The organism is Pseudarthrobacter sp. 10T415 (assembly GCF_056394175.1).
The window spans coordinates 1-19026 of sequence record NZ_JBFTHJ010000011.1 but is presented as its reverse complement, the minus strand read 5'-3'; the positions used below and the strand labels follow the sequence as shown (position 1 = coordinate 19026).

At 66.7% G+C, this 19026-nt stretch carries 17 protein-coding genes; 14 read left to right on the top strand and 3 right to left on the bottom strand.

Annotated features, from left to right (window positions below; all coding sequences use genetic code 11):
- Window positions 1-34 precede the first annotated feature (34 nt).
- Together infB and rbfA are read left to right on the top strand one after the other, a co-directional pair.
- The gene (gene infB, locus AC1DBN_RS14395; RefSeq protein WP_091719277.1) at window positions 35-2908 is read left to right on the top strand and encodes a translation initiation factor IF-2; all 2874 of its coding nucleotides are present in this window, start codon (window positions 35-37) and stop codon (window positions 2906-2908) included.
- 297 nt (window positions 2909-3205) lie between these two features.
- Complete coding sequence (gene rbfA / locus AC1DBN_RS14390; protein ID WP_314215924.1) at window positions 3206-3733, top strand: 30S ribosome-binding factor RbfA; 528 nt, start codon at window positions 3206-3208, stop codon at window positions 3731-3733.
- 81 nt (window positions 3734-3814) lie between these two features.
- Here rbfA and AC1DBN_RS14385 read toward each other — a convergent pair whose 3' ends face one another.
- Window positions 3815-4975: a ScyD/ScyE family protein gene (locus AC1DBN_RS14385; RefSeq protein WP_091719281.1), complete on the bottom strand. Its 1161-nt coding sequence runs from the start codon at window positions 4973-4975 to the stop codon at window positions 3815-3817.
- Between the two features lie 181 nt (window positions 4976-5156).
- Between AC1DBN_RS14385 and AC1DBN_RS14380 the strand changes: the two genes are divergently transcribed.
- Together AC1DBN_RS14380 and trxA are read left to right on the top strand one after the other, a co-directional pair.
- The gene (locus AC1DBN_RS14380) at window positions 5157-5642 is read left to right on the top strand and encodes a nucleoside deaminase (RefSeq protein ID WP_091719283.1); all 486 of its coding nucleotides are present in this window, start codon (window positions 5157-5159) and stop codon (window positions 5640-5642) included.
- Between the two features lie 16 nt (window positions 5643-5658).
- Window positions 5659-6081, top strand: a complete 423-nt coding sequence (gene trxA / locus AC1DBN_RS14375) for a thioredoxin (protein ID WP_390896706.1) — start codon at window positions 5659-5661, stop codon at window positions 6079-6081.
- On the opposite strand, the gene AC1DBN_RS14370 is transcribed toward trxA, so the two are convergent.
- Entirely contained in the window at window positions 6078-7253 is a 1176-nt protein-coding gene (locus AC1DBN_RS14370) for a pyridoxal phosphate-dependent aminotransferase (RefSeq protein ID WP_314215923.1), read from the bottom strand. The genes trxA and AC1DBN_RS14370 overlap by 4 nt on opposite strands.
- 78 nt (window positions 7254-7331) lie before the next feature.
- On the opposite strand from AC1DBN_RS14370, the gene truB reads away from it, so the two are divergent.
- From truB to AC1DBN_RS14320, 10 genes are all read left to right on the top strand, one after another.
- Complete coding sequence (truB, locus tag AC1DBN_RS14365) at window positions 7332-8267, top strand: tRNA pseudouridine(55) synthase TruB (protein ID WP_314215922.1); 936 nt, start codon at window positions 7332-7334, stop codon at window positions 8265-8267.
- On the top strand, window positions 8268-8621 hold the full coding sequence (locus AC1DBN_RS14360; RefSeq protein WP_314215921.1) for a hypothetical protein: 354 nt from the start codon (window positions 8268-8270) through the stop codon (window positions 8619-8621). It abuts the gene before it with no gap.
- A 19-nt stretch (window positions 8622-8640) separates the two neighbouring features.
- Window positions 8641-9129, top strand: coding sequence for a hypothetical protein (locus AC1DBN_RS14355; RefSeq protein ID WP_231994481.1), 489 nt, complete (start codon window positions 8641-8643; stop codon window positions 9127-9129).
- A gap of 77 nt (window positions 9130-9206) precedes the next feature.
- The gene (locus AC1DBN_RS14350; RefSeq protein ID WP_091719293.1) at window positions 9207-10190 is read left to right on the top strand and encodes a bifunctional riboflavin kinase/FAD synthetase; all 984 of its coding nucleotides are present in this window, start codon (window positions 9207-9209) and stop codon (window positions 10188-10190) included.
- Window positions 10191-10221: 31 nt separating this feature from the next.
- Window positions 10222-11076 (top strand): tryptophan 2,3-dioxygenase, encoded by an 855-nt coding sequence (gene kynA, locus AC1DBN_RS14345; protein WP_477723497.1) that lies wholly within the window; start codon window positions 10222-10224, stop codon window positions 11074-11076.
- Window positions 11073-12341 (top strand): kynureninase, encoded by a 1269-nt coding sequence (locus AC1DBN_RS14340; protein WP_477723496.1) that lies wholly within the window; start codon window positions 11073-11075, stop codon window positions 12339-12341. Before kynA ends, AC1DBN_RS14340 begins: the two co-directional genes overlap by 4 nt.
- A 216-nt stretch (window positions 12342-12557) precedes the next feature.
- The gene (gene rpsO / locus AC1DBN_RS14335) at window positions 12558-12827 is read left to right on the top strand and encodes a 30S ribosomal protein S15 (RefSeq protein ID WP_056083357.1); all 270 of its coding nucleotides are present in this window, start codon (window positions 12558-12560) and stop codon (window positions 12825-12827) included.
- Between the two features lie 247 nt (window positions 12828-13074).
- The gene (locus tag AC1DBN_RS14330; protein WP_477723495.1) at window positions 13075-15333 is read left to right on the top strand and encodes a polyribonucleotide nucleotidyltransferase; all 2259 of its coding nucleotides are present in this window, start codon (window positions 13075-13077) and stop codon (window positions 15331-15333) included.
- 113 nt (window positions 15334-15446) lie between these two features.
- On the top strand, window positions 15447-16790 hold the full coding sequence (locus AC1DBN_RS14325) for a M16 family metallopeptidase (protein WP_477723494.1): 1344 nt from the start codon (window positions 15447-15449) through the stop codon (window positions 16788-16790).
- A gap of 99 nt (window positions 16791-16889) precedes the next feature.
- The gene (locus AC1DBN_RS14320) at window positions 16890-17483 is read left to right on the top strand and encodes a DUF1579 family protein (RefSeq protein WP_477723493.1); all 594 of its coding nucleotides are present in this window, start codon (window positions 16890-16892) and stop codon (window positions 17481-17483) included.
- On the opposite strand, the gene AC1DBN_RS14315 is transcribed toward AC1DBN_RS14320, so the two are convergent.
- Window positions 17455-19026, bottom strand: a 1572-nt coding sequence (locus AC1DBN_RS14315; protein WP_477723492.1) for an HNH endonuclease signature motif containing protein, incomplete at its 5' end; no start/stop codon positions are given. The two genes, AC1DBN_RS14320 and AC1DBN_RS14315, sit on opposite strands and share 29 nt — an antisense overlap.

The following is a 19026-nucleotide window of genomic DNA, read 5'->3' as shown; positions in this document are numbered from 1 at the left end:
TACCTGGCTCGGTGCGGACCGAGACAGGAGAAATGTGGCCAAGGTCCGCGTACATGAGCTCGCCAAAGAGCTCGGTATCACTTCCAAAGATGCAGTAACAAAACTGCAGGAACTGGGCGAATTCGTTCGCTCCGCCTCTTCCACCATTGAGGCCCCCGTCGTACGGAAGCTGCGTAACGCCTTCCCCGACGCCGCCAACAAGGCTGCGGCACCTGCCGCCCCCAAGGCACCCGCCCCCGCGGCAGAATCACGCCCGGCAGCTCCGGCTCCCGGCCCCGCCGCGCCCAAGGCTCCGGCCCCCAAGGTCGAGGCACCAGCCCCCGCTGCTCCGGCAGCTCCGGCAGCTTCCGCTCCGGCGGCACCCCAGGCGTCGGCTGCGGCACCCGCGGCGCCGTCCACGGGCGCCAAGCCCGGCGCGCGTCCCGGCCCCAAGGCTGAGACCCCCGCCCCGGCACCCCGCCAGGGCGGCTCCTCACAGGGTTCCTCGGCACCCCGTCCCGGCGGCCCCCGTCCGGGCAACAACCCGTTCGCCACCTCGCAGGGCATGCCCCGCGGCCGTGGCGGCGACGGCGACCGTGCACCCCGCCCGGGCAACAACCCCTTCGCAACTTCCCAGGGCATGCCCCGTCCCGGCCGCAACGACGGAGAACGCCCCGGCGGTCCCCGTCCGGCGGCAGGCGCCGGTGGCCCCCGCCCCGGTGGTCCGCGTCCCGCTGCCGGTGCAGGTGGGCCCCGTCCCGCAGCAGGCGCCGGTGGCCCCCGCCCCGGCGCACCGCGTCCCGGTGGTCCCCGTCCCACTCCGGGCATGATGCCCAACCGCACTGAGCGTCCCGCACCCGCCGGTGCAGGACGTCCGGGCGCCGGCGGACGCGGTCCGGGACGCCCCGGCGCACCCGGCACCGGTGGTCCCGGTGGCGGCGGCGGTGCTCCCGCCGGCGGTGGCTTTGGCAAGGGCGGCCGCGGTCGCGGCGGTACCCAGGGTGCCTTCGGTAAGGGCGGCGCAGGCCGCGGCAAGCAGCGCAAGTCGAAGCGCGCAAAGCGCCAGGAACTTGAGCAGATGAGCGCACCGTCGCTGGGTGGCGTGAGCGTACCCCGCGGCGATGGCACCACTGTGATCCGCCTGCGCCGTGGCTCGTCCATCACGGACTTCGCCGACAAGATCGAGGCGAACCCCGCCGCACTGGTGACCGTGCTGTTCCACCTCGGTGAAATGGCCACTGCCACCCAGTCGCTGGACGAAGACACCTTCGCGCTGCTCGGCGAAGAACTGGGCTACAAGCTCCAGGTCGTTTCCCCCGAGGACGAAGAGCGCGAACTGCTCTCCACGTTCGATATCGACGTCGAGGCCGAGCTTGAGGCCGAAGGCGACGAAGAACTCGAACCGCGTGCCCCCGTGGTTACGGTCATGGGCCACGTTGACCACGGTAAGACGCGGCTCCTGGACGCCATCCGCAACTCGGATGTCGTGGCCGGCGAACACGGTGGCATCACCCAGCACATCGGTGCCTACCAGATCAGCCACGAACACGAAGGCGTCGAGCGCGACATCACCTTCATCGACACCCCGGGCCACGAGGCGTTCACCGCCATGCGTGCCCGTGGTGCGAAGGTCACCGACATCGCCATCCTCGTGGTGGCAGCCGATGACGGTGTCATGCCGCAGACCGTTGAAGCACTCAACCACGCCCAGGCGGCCAACGTGCCGATCGTCGTGGCAGTGAACAAGATCGACAAGGAAGGCGCCAATCCTGACAAGGTCAAGGGCCAGCTGACCGAGTACGGCCTGGTTCCCGAAGAATACGGTGGCGACACCATGTTCGTTGAGGTCTCTGCCCGCCAGAACCTCAACATCAACGAACTGATCGACGCTGTGCTGCTGACCGCAGACGCCGCACTGGACCTCCGGGCCAACCCGGACAAGGCCGCCCGCGGTATCGCGATCGAAGCCAACCTGGACAAGGGCCGCGGCGCGGTTGCCACCGTCCTGGTGCAGTCCGGAACGCTGGCAGTCGGCGACACGATCGTGGCAGGCACGGCCCACGGCCGCGTCCGCGCCATGTTCGACGAAGACGGCGAAGCACTCGACGTGGCACTGCCGTCCCGCCCCGTCCAGGTCCTCGGCCTGTCGAACGTGCCGCGCGCCGGTGACACCTTCCTGGTGACCTCCGACGAGCGGACCGCCCGCCAGATCGCCGAAAAGCGTGAAGCAGCTGACCGCAACGCCCAGCTCGCCAAGCGCCGCAAGCGCATCAGCCTCGAAGACTTCGACCAGGCAGTGGCCGACGGCAAGATCGACACCCTCAACCTCATCCTCAAGGGTGACGTGTCCGGTGCCGTGGAAGCCCTCGAAGACGCCCTGCTCAAGATCGACGTCGGCGAAGGCGTGCAGCTGCGCGTCATCCACCGCGGTGTGGGTGCCATCACGCAGAACGACGTCAACCTGGCAACAGTGGACAGCGCCGTCATCATCGGCTTCAACGTCAAGCCCGCCGAGCGGGTTGCCGACCTGGCAGACCGCGAAGGCGTCGACATGCGCTTCTACTCCGTCATCTACGCAGCAATCGATGACATCGAAGCAGCGCTCAAGGGCATGCTCAAGCCGGAATACGAAGAATTCCAGCTTGGCACCGCCGAGGTCCGCGAAGTGTTCCGCTCCTCCAAGTTCGGAAACATCGCCGGCTCGATCGTCCGCTCCGGCATCATCCGCCGCAACACCAAGGCACGGATCAGCCGCGACGGCAAGATCATCGGCGACAACCTCACCATCGAGACGCTCAAGCGCTTCAAGGACGACGCCACCGAGGTCCGCACGGACTTCGAATGTGGTATCGGTCTTGGCTCGTACAACGACATCACCGAAGGTGACATCATCGAGACCTTCGAGATGCGCGAAAAGCCGCGCGTCTAAGGTTCGTTGCGACACAGGTGGGGCCGCTGGGATTTTCCCGGCGGCCCCGCCCCTTCGCTGGGCGGCCAACGTCTTACGACGTCGGCCGCCCAGCTTCGGCAGCGGAACTGGCCTTCCCCACCCTCGCAAGCTCGGGTCGGGGCCCTCGGCCAGCTCCTTGGATGCCACTCCCGGGCCGCCGGGAAAATCCCAGCGGCGTCCGTCGTAGACTCGCCTTTGGTGCGTGGCACATAACTGAAACGCTCGACGCCGGCCTAGTGCCGCCGTCGTACGTCCCAAATTTTTCAGGAGGTTGTAATGGCTGATCCGGCACGTGCTGCCAAGTTGGCGCAGCGGATTAAGGTTGTTGTTGCTGAGGCTCTTGGCCGCAGGGTCAAGGATCCGCGGCTTGAGGGCGTCACCGTGACCGATGCCCGCGTGACGAACGACCTGCAGCACGCCACGGTGTACTACACGGTCTTCGGTGACGAGACCGCCCAGGCCGACGCTGCCAAGGGGCTGGAGAAGGCCAAGGGCGTTCTGCGCCAGGAAGTCGGCCGCAACATCACCGTCCGGCTGACGCCGACCCTGGAGTTTGTCGCCGACCAGATCCCCGTGGTGGCTTCCAACCTGGAGGAACTGCTGCGGGAAGCCAAGAAGCGCGACGCCGAGGTGGCCGCGCTGGCTGCCACCGCCAAGCACGCAGGCGAAGCTGATCCCTACAAGAGCGATGCTCCCGAGGATGTTGACATCGACGAAGACGACTTCGACGAAGAGGACCTTGACCTCGCCGGCGACGACGACATCGATGAAGACGCCAACAAGGACGCGGACAGCACCAAGTAAGGCGTGACCGCAGCAGCAGGCCCGTACTGACAACCAGCGTCAGTCCGGGCCTGCTGCGCTTTCAGGAACCCTGATGCCTGCTTAGCGGATGCTGGCCTTGATGAGCTTCCCGGTCGCCGGCGGGGGACCGGCAGGGGGTTCAGGTCCCAGCATTGCCGGCAGCACGTCCGTGGTGGCGTACAGGGTCCGCCCCTGGATCTCAACATCGGCCGGCTGGTTGACCGTGAGGAACTCCGAACGCTCGCCCTTCCAACCGCTGAACTTCAGGATCTTCCCGCCGAACAGCGAAGCCACATAGACGTCACCGTTGTCCGCAATGGCCAAGCCGGTGGGGCTGAGGATTTCGTCCGCCCACACCTTCGCCCTGCCGTTCCACGGGTTGATCCGGAAGATCGCACCGCGGTCCCCAAGGGCCGGGCTTTCCGGACCGCCGGGCAGCGACGTCACGTACAGCCAGCCATCCTGGCCAATCTCCACATCGGTGGGAACCGGCTCGAAGGCGTACTCGTGTCCCGCGACGCAGGCCGGCACGCCGAGCCCGCCCTCCGCCTCCGGACGGGCAGCTGTTTCAGGAATGACCGCCGGCCGCGGCGGCAGGACGGCCAGGGTGGAAATCTCGCCCGACCGCAGGTTGACGGTGAGGATGGCGTTCATCCCGGCGTCAGCCACGTAGGCGGTATTGCCCTGGACAGCCAGCGCGTAGGGATGCGAATCGACCGTACCCGTATAGCGGGCAGGAGCCGGGGACTCCTTGGGCCACTGCTGCAGGCACGCGTCACTGACATCGTCGCCGAAGCCGTACTCCTGGTCGCCGTCGGGGTTGTTTTCCCGCTCGTAGTCGGCGAAGTTTGCGATGGTCCTGACATCCCCGTTCGGGCTGATGGCCTTCAGGTAGCCCTCAAGGTTCTCCGGCGTGCCCAGCCCGGCACCTGTGCTTTCCAGGAAGAACGTTGTGGCCCCGCGGGTGTCCACCCCTGCTACGTCCCACCCGGGCTTGGGACTGGTGTAGACATCTTCGACGGTGCCGTCCCGGTTGACGCGGCTCAGCTTGCCGGCAAAGTCCTGGCTCACGTAGACGGATTTCGCTGTCCCGAGGGCCAGGTGCAACGGCGTGGCAAGGCCGGTGGCAACTTCTTCCGATTTAGCGTCGTCATGGCCCTTATCCGACGCTGTCGACGGGCTGGCTGGGGCAAAAGCCACCACAGCCGCCACCAAACCAATAATGGTGATCTTTTTCTTCATTGTGGGTACTCCGGGTGCGTGCCCTTAGCGGGCCGGATAGGAAGCCTCCCAAGAGGCAAAAAATGCAGACCCCCGCGGGCAAGGATATGCCTGCAGCGCCAGGATGTCATCGGTACTTTCCCCCTAAAACCGACCCCATCTGCGTCCCCCCAACAGCCGGCCACATGGCTAGGATCTAGCTATGACCACGGCGCCTGAGCAGAACAGCCCTTCCCGCTACCTTCAGCAGGCCGTGGGCCTGGCAACGGAAAACGTGGACCGCGGCGGCGGCCCCTTCGGCGCAGTGGTGGTGACCGCGGGCGGGCAGGTCTTCGAAGGCGTCAACCGGGTCACCCGCGACAACGACCCCACCGCCCACGCCGAAGTAGTGGCCATCCGTGCCGCAGCTGCCGGAACGGCGAACTTCAACCTGCAGGGCGCGGTCCTCTACGCGAGCTGCGAGCCGTGCCCGCTGTGCCTCGCGTCCGCCCTCTGGGCCAGGATCGACCGCGTCTTCTTCGCAGCAGACCGCCACGGCGCGGCCGCGGCCGGCTTCGACGACGCCCTGTTCTACGAGTACTTCGACGGGTCCCGCACGGACCTCATGCCTGTAACCCGTGGTGACCTCCCGGCGTCGGATGCCCCCTTCAAGGCGTGGGGCGCCAACAAGGAACGGACGGAGTACTGACGTGGAAACCACACTCATGGCCTGTCCCGCATGCGGCAAGACCAACCGGATTCCGGCGCAGGCTGCCGGCAGGCCCCGCTGCGGCAGCTGCAAGGCCGGTCTGCCCTGGATCGTGGACGCGGGCGATGCCGATTTCGGCAGTGTCGCCGAAGCGTCACCGGTGCCCGTACTCGTGGACTTCTGGGCCGAATGGTGCGGCCCGTGCCGCATGGTCAGCCCTGCCCTGGACAAGCTCGCACGGGAACGGCCGGGCGCGATCAAGCTCGTGAAGGTGGACGTGGACAAGTCGCCGGCGCTGTCGCGCAGGTTCGACGTGCAGGCCATCCCCACGCTGATGGTCCTGGTGGACGGCAACGTTGCTGCGCGCCAGGCGGGGGCCGCTCCCGCCGATGCGCTGCGGTCCTGGCTGGACAAGGCCCTTTCCGGAGCGGGCCGCTAGCCGGCCGTCGTGCCGTCAGCCGCACGCGCCGGGAGCCTGGACAGACCTTCCATCAGATCCTGCTGCCTGCCGCAGAGCGCTATCCTGACCCAGCCTTCGCCGATGGAACCGAACGCTGTGCCGGGTGCCAGCGCAACACCGGAATCGGCCAGGAACCGGCGGGCCCATTGCCGGACGTCCCCGCCGCTGACGTGGGACATGTCCGCCCACAGGTAGAACGCACCCTGCGCCCGCAGGTACGGGATGTTCTTGCCGTCCAGGACTGCGGAGGCGGCGTCCCTGTTGTTCCGGTAGTGCCGGTGGGCGTGCTGCACATAGTCCTGCGGCCCGGTGAGCGCCGCAAGCGCCGCGTACTGGGAGGGCGCGGCGACGCAGGACACGATCGATTCCATGACGTTGTCCATCTGCTGCTGCAGCCCGGGCGGGCAGACCAGGGCGCCAATCCGAAGCCCCGTCAGGCCATACGTCTTGGACAGTGTCAGGGAGGTGAAGACACGCGCCTCACGCTGCGTGCCGGCGTCGTACCGTGCCGGACTGACGTGCTCCACATCGTAGGTGAACGCCTCGTAGCATTCGTCCGAAATAACCCACAGGTCGTGGCGGCGGGCGAGATCCATCAGTTCCCGGACCGAGTCCTTACTGAGGACGGCACCGAGGGGGTTGGAGGGGGAGTTCAGGACCAGCACCCTGGTCCTGGTGGTGATCAGGGCCTCGATGTCCGCCGTGCGGGGCTGGAAGCCGTGGTCCGGGTACAGCGGATAGCCCACCGGAACAGCGCTCAGGAGCCGGCTGGTCATCGCAAAGGTGGGGTAGCCGGGATTGGGTATCAGGATCTCATCGCCGGGGGACAGCAGCAGGCTCATGGCAAAGTGCAGGCCCTGCTGGGCCCCGGAGACCACGTAGACCCTGTCGGCGCCGACGTCGACGCCCTGTTCTTCGCGGAACCTCGCCGCGAACGCCTCCCTGAGGGCGGGAAGCCCCGCGTTCGGCGTGTAGTTCGTCTCGTCCCGGTCCAGGCAGGCCATCCCGGCATCCAGGACATGGCGGGGGAGCGCGAACCCGGGCTCGCCGATGCTGAGCACCAGCGCGCCGGGGGTGCGCCACGCGGCCTCGGTGATTTCCCGGATCTGGTTGACGGGCACGTCGCGGACATGGGCGGCAAGCTCAGGCATGCCAGCCATCCTAGCGCTGCCACCGGGCCGGGCCGGGCGTGCGCGGTGCCCCCAACCAGCGCCGATATACTGGTAGGCGTGCTTTCTGGACTGGTGATAGTGGACAAGCCGCAGGGATGGACCAGCCATGATGTGGTTGGCCGGATGCGGCGCATCGCGGGGACCCGGAAAGTGGGCCACGCCGGCACGCTTGATCCCATGGCCACGGGGGTGCTGGTGGTCGGCATCAACAAAGCCACCCGCCTCCTCACCTACATCGTGGGAACGTCCAAGACCTACACGGCCACCATCCGCCTGGGCCAGTCCACGGTGACGGACGACGCCGAAGGGGACGTGGTTGCCTCGGCCGGTACATCTGCGGTGGCGGAGCAAGCCATCCACGACGGCGTCGCAGCGCTCACCGGCGGCATCCAGCAGGTGCCCAGCAGCGTCAGCGCCATCAAGGTCAACGGCGAGCGCGCCTACGCCCGGGTGCGCTCCGGTGAGGACGTCAAGCTCGCCGCCCGGCCCGTCACCATCCACAGGTTCGAAGTCCACGGCATCCGGCGCGACACCGGGGCCGACGTGATCGACATCGATGTCACCGTCGAGTGCTCCTCGGGAACCTACATCCGCGCCCTCGCACGTGACCTGGGCAACGGCCTGGGGGTGGGGGGACACCTCACGGCCCTCCGCCGGACCCACGTCGGCCCATACTCCCTGGACCAGGCCCGCACGCTGGAACAGCTCGCCGAAGAGTTGGACGTGCTGGAAATGTCGCAGGCCGCCCGGGCCCTCATGCCCAACCGCGAGCTGAGCGCCGAGGAAACCACGGAAATTTCCTATGGCCGCCGGATTGCCGCCGGTGCGGCCCCGGGAAGCCCGGGCGCCGCGACCGCCGACCACCCGGTAGCCGCCTTCGCTCCCGACGGGAGCCTGGTGGCCCTGCTGGCGGACAGTGGCAACTACGCCAAGCCGGTCCTGGTGTTCGCACCCGGCAACGGCAATTCCGCCGCGGCTGGCGGGGAGGCCTGAGTGGACGCGTATTTCTGGATCATCCTGGCCGTTGGCCTCCTCTCCACCGTCATCTGCCTGGCCGCGGGCATCATGAAGAAGGCACCAGACGACGCCACCATCCTGTCCGTCGCGGCAGTGGAGGTGGCCCTGGTGGTCTACCTGGTGGGGTCCATCATCAGGGTCATCGCCGGCGAAACCATTGCCGGCGAGGCCTGGGAGTTCTGGGGTTACCTGGTGACTGCCATGCTGCTGCCCCCGGCCGCCGTCTACTGGTCCATCCTGGAACGGACCCGGTGGAGCAATTTCGTCCTTGCCGCCGTCGGCGTGACCGCCCTGGTGATGGCCGCCCGAATGAACCAGATCTGGTACTGAAGTGGAAGAAGCACGCAACGTGAATGACCAGCACCCCCAGTCCGCCGACGCAACGGCGGGAGACCACGGCAGCACGAACACGGCGCGCACCGGTACCGGCGGCAACACCCGCAATACCGGCCCGGGCCGGCTGCTGATTGCCGTGTACGCCGTCTTTGCCATCTCGGCCACAGCCCGCGCCGGGTACCAGATCCTCACCAAGTTTTCCGACGCCCCCGTGGCCTACCTGCTGTCCGCCTTCGCAGCCCTGGTGTACGCCGTGGCCACGGTGTCGCTGGCCAAGGCGGGGAGCACCTGGTTCAAGGTCTCCGTGGCGGCAGTCCTGGTCGAGCTGGTAGGCGTTCTGGTGGTGGGTTCACTCAGCATCTACGATTCCGTGGCGTTCCCGCACGAAACCGTCTGGTCCCTGTTTGGCCGCGGCTACGGTTTCATCCCGCTGATACTCCCCGTCCTCGGCTTGGTATGGCTGTACAGGCGGCGGCCTTCGCTGGGAAAAGCAGGCCGCTGAATGCGGGTAACCTTGAAGAATTCCGCGGCCGGATGGCCGCGGATCATTGATGCTGCAGGCAGTTTAAGGCGAGGGTGATGGTCTACATCTGGAACGATCCGTCCGAGGTCCCGGCGGACTTTGGCCCATCCGTTGTCACCTTTGGCAACTTTGACGGCGTTCACCGCGGGCACCAACAGGTCCTGTCCCAACTGATCCGCTCCGCCAGGCTGACGCACTCCAAGGCCGTTGCCGTCACGTTTGATCCGCACCCGGCCGTCATCCACCGCCCGGAGAGCGCCCCCCGCCTGATCATGGGCCTGGAGGACAAGCTCGAGGCCCTCGGCGAGCTGGGCCTGGACGCCATCCTGGTGGTGAAGTATTCACTCGACCTCGCCAGCCTCACGGCGGAGGAATTCGTGGAGCAGTACCTGGTGGACTGCCTGCACGCCAGCCACGTTGTCATCGGTCACGATGCCCGGTTCGGCCGCGGCAACTCCGGAGACCTGGAAACCATGAAGGCCCTGGGCGGGAAGTTCGGCTTCGAAGTGCAGGTCATCAGCGAGTTCGGCTCCGAGGGGTACCCGCTGCATGACGACGACGGCACGGACCGCCGCTGCTCGTCCACCTGGGTGCGCGAAGCACTGCAGGAAGGCGACGTTGCCACGGCAGCGGAGGTGCTCGGCAGGCCGCACCGGATGCGCGGCGAGGTTGTCCACGGCGCAGCCCGCGGCCGCGCCCTCGGTTTCCCCACGGCGAACCTCGCCAGCAACTCCACCGGCCTGATTCCGGCAGACGGCATCTACGCCGGCTGGCTGGTGGACGAGGCCGGCAAACGCTGGCCGGCAGCCATTTCCGTGGGCTCGAACCCCACGTTCGACGGCGTCAGCCGGCAGGTGGAGGCCCACGTCATCGACCGGCCCCGGGAAGCCGTGGAGGACTTCGATCTGTACGGCCAGACAGTGATCGTGGAATTCCTGGCGCGCCTGCGCGGCATGGTGGCCTACCGTGGTCCCGAAGCACTGGTGGACCAGATGAAACTGGACGTGGTGCAGGCGCACCAACTGCTGGCACGGCACTAGGGCCACCCAGGAAGCACGCGAAAGGCTGTACGTGTCCGTCGAGAAGAACACCCGCAAGCTGGACAAGGGAATTGTCCGCGACTTCAGCTCCCGGATGAGTTACGGCTCGTACCTGCAGCTGCCCACCCTGCTGAGTGCCCAACAGCCGGTCAGCGAGCCCGAACACCACGATGAGCTGCTGTTCATCATCCAGCACCAGACCACGGAGCTGTGGCTGAAGCTGGTGCTGCATGAGCTGCGCAGCGCCGCGGCGTGGCTGCGGGCCGATGATCTCGGCTCGGCGCTGAAGGGCATCGCCCGCGTCAAGCACATCCAGAAGACCCTCACCGAGCAGTGGTCCGTCCTCGCCACGCTCACGCCTACCGAGTATTCCCAGTTCCGCGGGTTCCTGGGGAACTCCTCGGGGTTCCAGTCGGCCCAGTACCGTGCGGTGGAGTTCGTGCTCGGCAACAAGAACCGCAAAATGCTCCCGGTCTTCGAGTCCGATCCCGAAGCGCACACGATGCTGGAGGCACTGCTCGCGGCTCCCAGCATCTACGACGAATTCCTGGCCTACCTTTCCCGCCAGGGCTTCGAGGTACCCGCATCGGTCCTCGCCCGGGACGTCACCCGCGCCCATGAATTTACGCCCGAACTTGTTCCGCTGTTCAAGTACATCTACGAGCACGCGGCGGAGAACTGGGGTGCCTACGAGGCCTGCGAAGAACTCGTGGACCTCGAAGACAACTTCCAGCTCTGGCGCTTCCGCCACCTGCGCACGGTGCAGCGCACCATCGGGATGAAGACGGGCACCGGGGGCTCCAGCGGGGCGGCGTTTTTGCAGAAGGCCCTGGAGCTGACGTTCTTCCCGGAACTATTCGCTGTCAGGACGGAGATCGGACAATGAGCATCCACCAGCAAGGCGCCGGGCACACCGCAGTGCCGGCGGACGAGGGACTCCGGGAGCGCGCCGCCGAACTCGACCGGGAAGACCCGCTGGCGCATTACCGGGAACTGTTCATCGGAACGGACACGCCCCTGTCCTACCTGGACGGCAATTCCCTGGGAAGGCCGCTGAAGCGCACGGCCGGGGACATCGCGGCGTTCATCAGCGACGAATGGGGTGGCCGCCTCATCCGCGGCTGGGACGAGAAATGGCTGGCCCTGCCGCAGGCCATTGGCGACCAGCTGGGCCGTGCCGTCCTCGGAGCGGCCCCGGGCCAGACCATCATTGCCGACTCCACCACCGTGGTCCTCTACAAGCTGATCCGTGCCGCCCTGGCAGCGGTGGATGACCCGGACCGGAACGAGCTCGTCCTCGACACCGGAAACTTCCCCACGGACAGGTACCTTGTCGAGGGCATCGCCCTGGAAGAGGGCCTCACCCTGCGCTGGATCGAAACGGACCCCGCGGCGGGGGCGACCGTTGACCAGGTGCGCCAGGCCACCGGGCCGCGCACCGCCGTCGTACTCCTCAGCCAGATCGCCTACCGCTCAGGGCACCTCGCAGACCTCCCGGCGATTACCAAAGCAGTGCACGACGCCGGGGCGCTGGTGGTGTGGGATCTTTGCCATTCCGCGGGCTCGGTGGAGATCGCCCTGGATAGTGCCGGCGTGGACTTCGCCGCCGGCTGCACGTACAAATACCTCAATGGCGGTCCGGGGTCGCCGGCCTTCGCCTACGTCAAAGAGCGCCACCTGCCATCACTCAACCAGCCCATTTGGGGGTGGATGGGCCGCAAGGATGCCTTCGAGATGGCTGCCGGGTATGAACCTGCGCCGGGCATCCGCGGCTTCCTGAGCGGAACGCCTGCTGTCTTCGGCATGCTGGCCATGCGGGGCACCCTCGACCTCATTGAAGAAGCGTCGATGGCAGCCATCCGGGCCAAGTCTGAGAAACTTACGGCGTTCGCCGTCGACATCTTCGAGGCCCTGCTGGCGCCGCTCGGCGCCGAGCTGGCATCGCCGCGTGATCCGGCGCAGCGCGGCAGCCACATCACTGTGGACCACGCTGACTTCACCAAGGCCACGGTCGAGGCCCTGTGGGACGGGGACGTGATCCCGGACTTCCGGGCGTCCCGCGGGCTCCGGGTGGGGCTGTCCCCGCTCAGCACCAGTTTCGCGGAAGTCCTGCACGGCATGGCCGCCATCAGGGACAGGCTCGCCGCCTGACCCATTCCGGCGCTGACCGGGCGCCGGGCCGCCGCCGGCCCTGTTTCGACAACATTGGGCCGCGGCCGGTAAACTGGACGATGGATCCGGCTGCAGTCCGTGGCGGCTGGGTCCTGCTGCGTACGGCCGCACCCGGTTTGACCGGTTGGCCGCAGCGGCAGACCCGGCAGTGAATTACTGATCCGGGCCCTCACGGCACATTTCCAAGGAGTTATTGTGGCACTTGACGCCGCTGTAAAGCAGTCAATCATCAAGGAATACGCAACCGGCGAAGGCGACACCGGTTCGCCCGAGGTCCAGGTTGCAGTCCTGACCCAGCGGATCAAGGATCTGACTGAGCACATGAAGGAGCACAAGCACGATTACCACACCCAGCGCGGTCTGCTGGGCATGGTCGGTCGTCGCAAGCGCATGCTTGGCTACCTGAAGAAGACTGACATCAACCGCTACCGTGCGCTCATCGAGCGCCTCGGCCTGCGCCGCTAGTCGGACTTTCGGGCGGCCCTGTCCCATTCGGGATCGGGCCGCCCCGCTCCACCTAAAAAACTAAACAGGAGGATCAACCGCATCACGCATTCGCGGTCCTCGGTAGTGATCCCCGGGAACGGCAGCATCGAATGGCTGCCCCGGCCCGTGGGTCTCGATCGACGACCGGGTGCAGGGTCAGTCGACATATGCTGGCCTGGGTTGATGTGGCTGGACTTCCGTAAAACAGAAACGGAGGTGACTCTCTATGGAGGGTCCCGAAATCCAGTTCTCAGAAGCCGTCATTGACAATGGCCGCTTCGGCAAGCGTGTAATCCGCTTCGAAACCGGCCGCCTCGCCAAGCAGGCAGCCGGCGCAGCCATGGTGTACATCGACGAAGACACTGCGCTGCTTTCCGCCACCACCGCAGGCAAGCACCCGCGCGAAGGCTTCGACTTCTTCCCCCTGACGGTTGACGTCGAAGAGCGCATGTACGCTGCCGGCCGCATCCCGGGCTCGTTCTTCCGCCGCGAAGGCCGCCCCTCCACTGAAGCCATTCTGGCCTGCCGCCTCATGGACCGTCCGCTGCGCCCCGCCTTCATCAAGGGCCTGCGCAACGAAGTCCAGATCGTGGTGACCGTCCTGGCCATCAACCCCGACGAGCTCTACGACGTGGTGGCCATCAACGCCTCCTCCATGTCCACGCAGCTTTCGGGCCTGCCGTTCTCCGGCCCCATCGGCGGCGTCCGCGTTGCCCTGGTCGCCGACGAGCACGGTTCACAGTGGGTTGCTTTCCCCAAGCACTCCCAGCTGGAAAACTCCGTCTTCAACATGGTTGTTGCCGGCCGTGTCGCCGGTGACGACGTCGCCATCATGATGGTGGAAGCCGAAGCAACCGACAACTCCTGGAACCTCATCAAGGAACAGGGCGCCACCGCCCCCACCGAAGAGGTTGTCTCCGAGGGCCTCGAGGCTGCCAAGCCGTTCATCAAGGCACTCTGCGACGCGCAGGCCGACCTCGCCGGCCGCGCCGCGAAGCCCACGGTCGAGTTCCCGGTCTTCCTGGACTACCAGGACGACGTGTACTCCGCTGTTGAAGCAGCTGCTGCCGACAAGCTGGCCGCTGTCTTCCAGATCGCCGACAAGCAGGAGCGCGACGTTGCTTCTGACGCCTTGAAGGACGAGACCGTTGCCTCCCTGGCCGGCCAGTTCGAAGGCCGCGAAAAGGAACTGTCCGCAGCGTTCCGCTCGGTCACCAAGCAGGTTGTGCGCCAGCGCATCCTGAAGGACCAGATCCGCATCGACGGCCGCGGCCTGACGGACATCCGCCAGCTCACCGCCGAGGTTGAGGTCCTGCCCCGCGTGCACGGTTCGGCCATCTTCGAACGCGGTGAAACCCAGATCATGGGTGTCACCACGCTGAACATGCTCAAGATGGAACAGCAGATCGACTCGCTGTCGCCCGTCACGCGCAAGCGCTACATGCACAACTACAACTTCCCGCCGTACTCCACCGGTGAAACCGGCCGCGTGGGTTCGCCCAAGCGCCGCGAAATCGGCCACGGTGCCCTGGCAGAACGCGCCCTGGTGCCCGTACTGCCGTCCCGCGAGGAATTCCCCTACGCCATCCGCCAGGTGTCTGAAGCCCTCAGCTCCAACGGTTCGACGTCGATGGGTTCCGTCTGCGCCTCCACCCTGTCCATGCTGAACGCCGGTGTGCCCCTGAAGGCAGCCGTCGCCGGTATCGCCATGGGCCTGGTATCCGACCAGGTTGACGGCCAGACGCGCTACGCCGCGCTGACCGACATCCTCGGCGCCGAAGACGCCTTCGGCGACATGGATTTCAAGGTTGCAGGTACCTCCGAGTTCGTCACGGCCATCCAGCTGGACACCAAGCTCGACGGCATCCCCGCCTCCGTCCTGGCAGCGGCACTGAAGCAGGCCCGCGAAGCCCGCCTCCACATCCTCGAGGTCCTCAACTCGGCCATCGACACCCCGGACGAGCTCTCCGAGTTCGCGCCGCGCGTCATCGCCGTGAAGATCCCCGTGGACAAGATCGGCGAGGTCATCGGCCCCAAGGGCAAGATGATCAACCAGATCCAGGAAGACACCGGCGCCGACATCTCCATCGAGGACGACGGCACCGTCTACATTGGCGCCACCAACGGTCCGTCTGCTGACGCAGCACGCTCCGCCATCAACGCCATCGCGAACCCGCAGGTTCCGGAAATCGGCGAGCGCTACCTGGGTACGGTCGTCAAGACCACCACCTTCGGTGCCTTCGTATCGCTGACCCCGGGCAAGGACGGCCTCCTGCACATCTCCGAGCTCCGCAAGCTGGCCAACGGCAAGCGCGTGGACAACGTTGATGACGTGGTTTCCGTGGGCCAGAAGGTCCAGGTGGAAATCACCAAGATCGACGACCGTGGAAAGCTGTCGCTCTCCCCGGTTGTGGCCGAGGAAGAAGGCGCAGAAGGCGCCGAACGCGCCCACGCCACGGAGCCTGCTGAAGGCGTCGAGATCTAACCGTTCCCTGACAGGAACACCAGTATGAAACGGCGGGGCCGGTGGGATGATCCACCGGCCCCGCCGCTGTTACGATGACAGCCAGATCCGGCTGCACCACCTGAAAGGCCTCAATGACTGTTGTACCCCTGCCCCTTGAGCAGAACCACCTCGGCGACACCCTGGTCCACGGCTCCGACGGCGGCTCCGAAGTCCGCCGGTCAGTGCTGCCCGGCGGCGTGCGGGTTCTGACCGAAGCGATGCCCGGCCAAAGGTCGGCCACCATCGGTTTCTGGGTAGGCGTGGGGTCCCGCGACGAGGCCCACGGACAACACGGCTCCACCCACTTCCTGGAGCACCTGCTCTTCAAGGGCACCAAACGGCGCACCGCCCTGGAGATCGCCTCGGCCTTTGACGAGGTGGGCGGCGAATCAAACGCCGCGACGGCAAAGGAAAGCACCTGCTACTTCGCCCGCGTCCTGGACACGGACCTGCCCATGGCCATCGATGTCATTGCCGACATGATCACGGGCGCCGTCCTCGATCCGGACGAGATGGAGCAGGAACGGGACGTCATCCTTGAGGAAATCGCCATGGACAGCGACGACCCCACGGATGTTGCCCACGAGCACTTCGTTGCTTCCGTTCTGGGCAGCCACCCCCTGGGCCGCCCCATCGGCGGAACCCCGGACGCCATCCGCGCCGTTGCCCGCGATTCCGTCTGGGAGCACTACCGGCGCTACTACCGTCCCGACGAACTGGTCATCACAGCTGCCGGCGGGCTGGAGCACGACGTCGTCTGCGGCCTCGTGGTGGATGCCCTTGAGTCTGCAGGCTGGTCGCTTGAGGCGAACGCGTCGCCGGTCGATCGCCGGTCCACCGAGCGGGCCCTGATCACCGGAACCGCCGGACTCCAGGTGGTGAAGCGTGCCGTTGAGCAGGCCAACATCATCATGGGCTGCCCCACCATTGTTGCCACGGACGAGCGCCGCTACGTCATGAGTGTCCTCAATGCCGTCCTCGGCGGCGGCATGTCCTCCCGGCTGTTCCAGGAGATCCGGGAAAAGCGCGGCCTGGTGTATTCGACCTACTCCTTTGCGTCGTCCTACGCAGACGCCGGCTACTTTGGCATGTATGCAGGCTGCACGCCCTCCAAGGTGCGGCAAGTCCTTGAACTGCTGGGTATCGAGCTGGACAAACTCGCCGAGCACGGCATCTCCGAGGACGAACTGCGCAAGGCAGTGGGGCAGCTGTGCGGCGGGATCGTGCTGGCCCTGGAAGATACCGGCTCCCGGATGTCACGCCTGGGCCGGGCCGAACTGGTGTCCGGCGAATACCAGGACATCGACGAGACCCTGCGGCTTATCAAGTCCGTCACCGCCGAACAGGTGCAGGAACTGGCCGCCGAACTGGCCGCCGCGCCCCGCACCGTCACAGTGGTGGGACCGTTCGACGAAACCGAGACCTTCGGGCTCTGAGCCATGGACGTGGGCGGCGGTTGCTGACCCTCGCCGGGTGAACGCTGCCGGACTACGATGATGCCATCTGAATCCGCCATGTGGTGAAGGGTGGAAGGCATGGAGGTACGCCCGCCTGGCCATGATGGCGACCACGATCTGCCGCGCCCTGGGCTGCCGGGAGGCATTCATCCTGCACTGGCGGGCCTTCTCGGGTCCTGGCGGGGGACCACTGAATTCGCCTCGGGTCCCTGGGGGCCGGCGCGGACTGTTGATGCCGAAGTGACGTACCGCAGGGCGGCAGGGGGATTCGCCGTGGTGCAGAGCTATCGGCACGTGGAAGCCGACGGGTCCCATTTCGAGGGCCATGGGATGTTCACACTGGATCCGGACCACAGTGACGTGTTCTGGTATTACGTGGACAGCACCGGAGCATCACCGGGTACCCCGACGCGGTGCACCTGGCACGACGGTGTCCTGCGGGTGGAGCGCCGCGCCGGTGCCGGCTGGACACGTCACAGCATCAGCCTGACGCACGCCAGCCCGCCTACCGCCGGTTCCCAGGACGTGCCGGTCTCCGGCGAGGCGCTACTTCATGTCACCGAACTCCGGATAGCTTCCCTGTCCGACGCCAGCGACGCATCCACTGCCGGCGCGAACGGTAAACGTCCGGCCTACGCGCTGGTTATGACCTCCACGTTCCGGCGGTCGTGACGACGGGACTGTCCGATAAGCCGTGTGTTGCGCAAAAGTCGTCCCAGGCGGGATCGTCGGGATACTGATCCGCTGCGTCAAAGGCCTCCTCCGCAGGTGGTTCGTCATCGCCCGGCAAGCCGTCCATGAGGAATTCCGGGAACACGACATTGCCGGAGAGGATCTGATCCTCGAGCGACATCGGGGGTTGGTCCCGGCAGGCAGTCGGAATGGGCGGGTTGGTTGGTACCGAACGGCTTACAGGCGGCAAGTCTGCCCGGGGGGTGACTGGTGGCGGCGCGTCGGATTTCCCTCCAAAGTCTCCTTCCAGGAGTCGGGGTGGCCAGTGGGGTGGTTGGGGGTCGGGGTGTTGTGCTGGGTAGTGCCGGCCGGTGGGTGAGGTCCAGCCGGGTGGTTCGGTCGCGGTGGCGGGTGTGGGGCTCCAACTGCTGTTGTGTTTGAGCCGGTGATGTTTGGGGCAGAGCTGTGCCAGGTTGCTGACTCCTGTTGTGCCGTGGTGCTGCCAGGCGGTGAGGTGGTCGGTGTCGTTGTCCGTGCTGGGGTTGGTGCAGCCGGGAAAGGTGCAGTGCCCGTCGCGCATCCTGATCCAGCGTTTCATCGCTTCCGACAACCGGTAGCTGGTCCGGCCGATCTCGAGCGGTGCGCCGGTACGGGGGTCGACGAGGACCCGGTAGAACGAGGTCGCCCCGTCGGCGACGAGTTTGCGGGCCATGGCTGCCGGGATGGGCCCGTACCCGTCGAGGTCTGCCGGTTCGTCCGTGCGGCCCAGCATGGTGAAGATCGGCACGGTGACCAGGACGATAGCTTTCGGAGCTGGGATGTTGCTGAGGTCAACGGCGTAGGGGCCAGCGCCGGTGCCGGTGCTGGTTCCGGTCTCACCGGCCCAGGGAACCCCGTGGGTAGCGGTTACGTCGCCGGGCTCTTGGCCATCGTCGGTGCGGCTAGTCGCATCGCCACCGGCCTGGGCGCCGAGCAGGAGCGCGGCGGCGACGTCCGGCCGCAACTGGGTAAGGGTGCGGGTTTCGCCGGGGCCTTGGAGGCCGCGGGCGATTGCTGTGGTTTTGTTCCAGATGGCGCAGGCGGTGTCCCCGGGCAGGATCAGGGTGATCGAGGCCATCCCGTCGGCGTCGGGGCGGTATTCCATCCGCCGCTCCGCCACACACCTGACGTGCCGTTCCTGGACTGAGGCGGGGTAGGTGCGTTCGCGCCAGGTCCGGACTTTCCGGCGGAACAGGTGCGGCACCAGGTCACCCGGCGCAGACCCGCGGGCCGGGTTCGGGGCGTCCGGGTCGAAGAAATGCGCTACCAGCGCCTCAGCATTCTCGGGGGCGAGGCAGTCGGTTTCGTCGGCKACGATCACCGCGTGCCGCCACGACATTGATCCAGCAGCCAGCGCAGCCGCGACCGCCGGCATCGCACAGATTTTCCGGGACTGGCTGATGAATGCTGCCGCCGCGCCCGGGCTAAGCGTCAGGACTCCGGCGAGCTCCGCCGTCGTGGACATCTCAACGAACGCCCGCTCCGACCCTGTGGCATCCGGCGG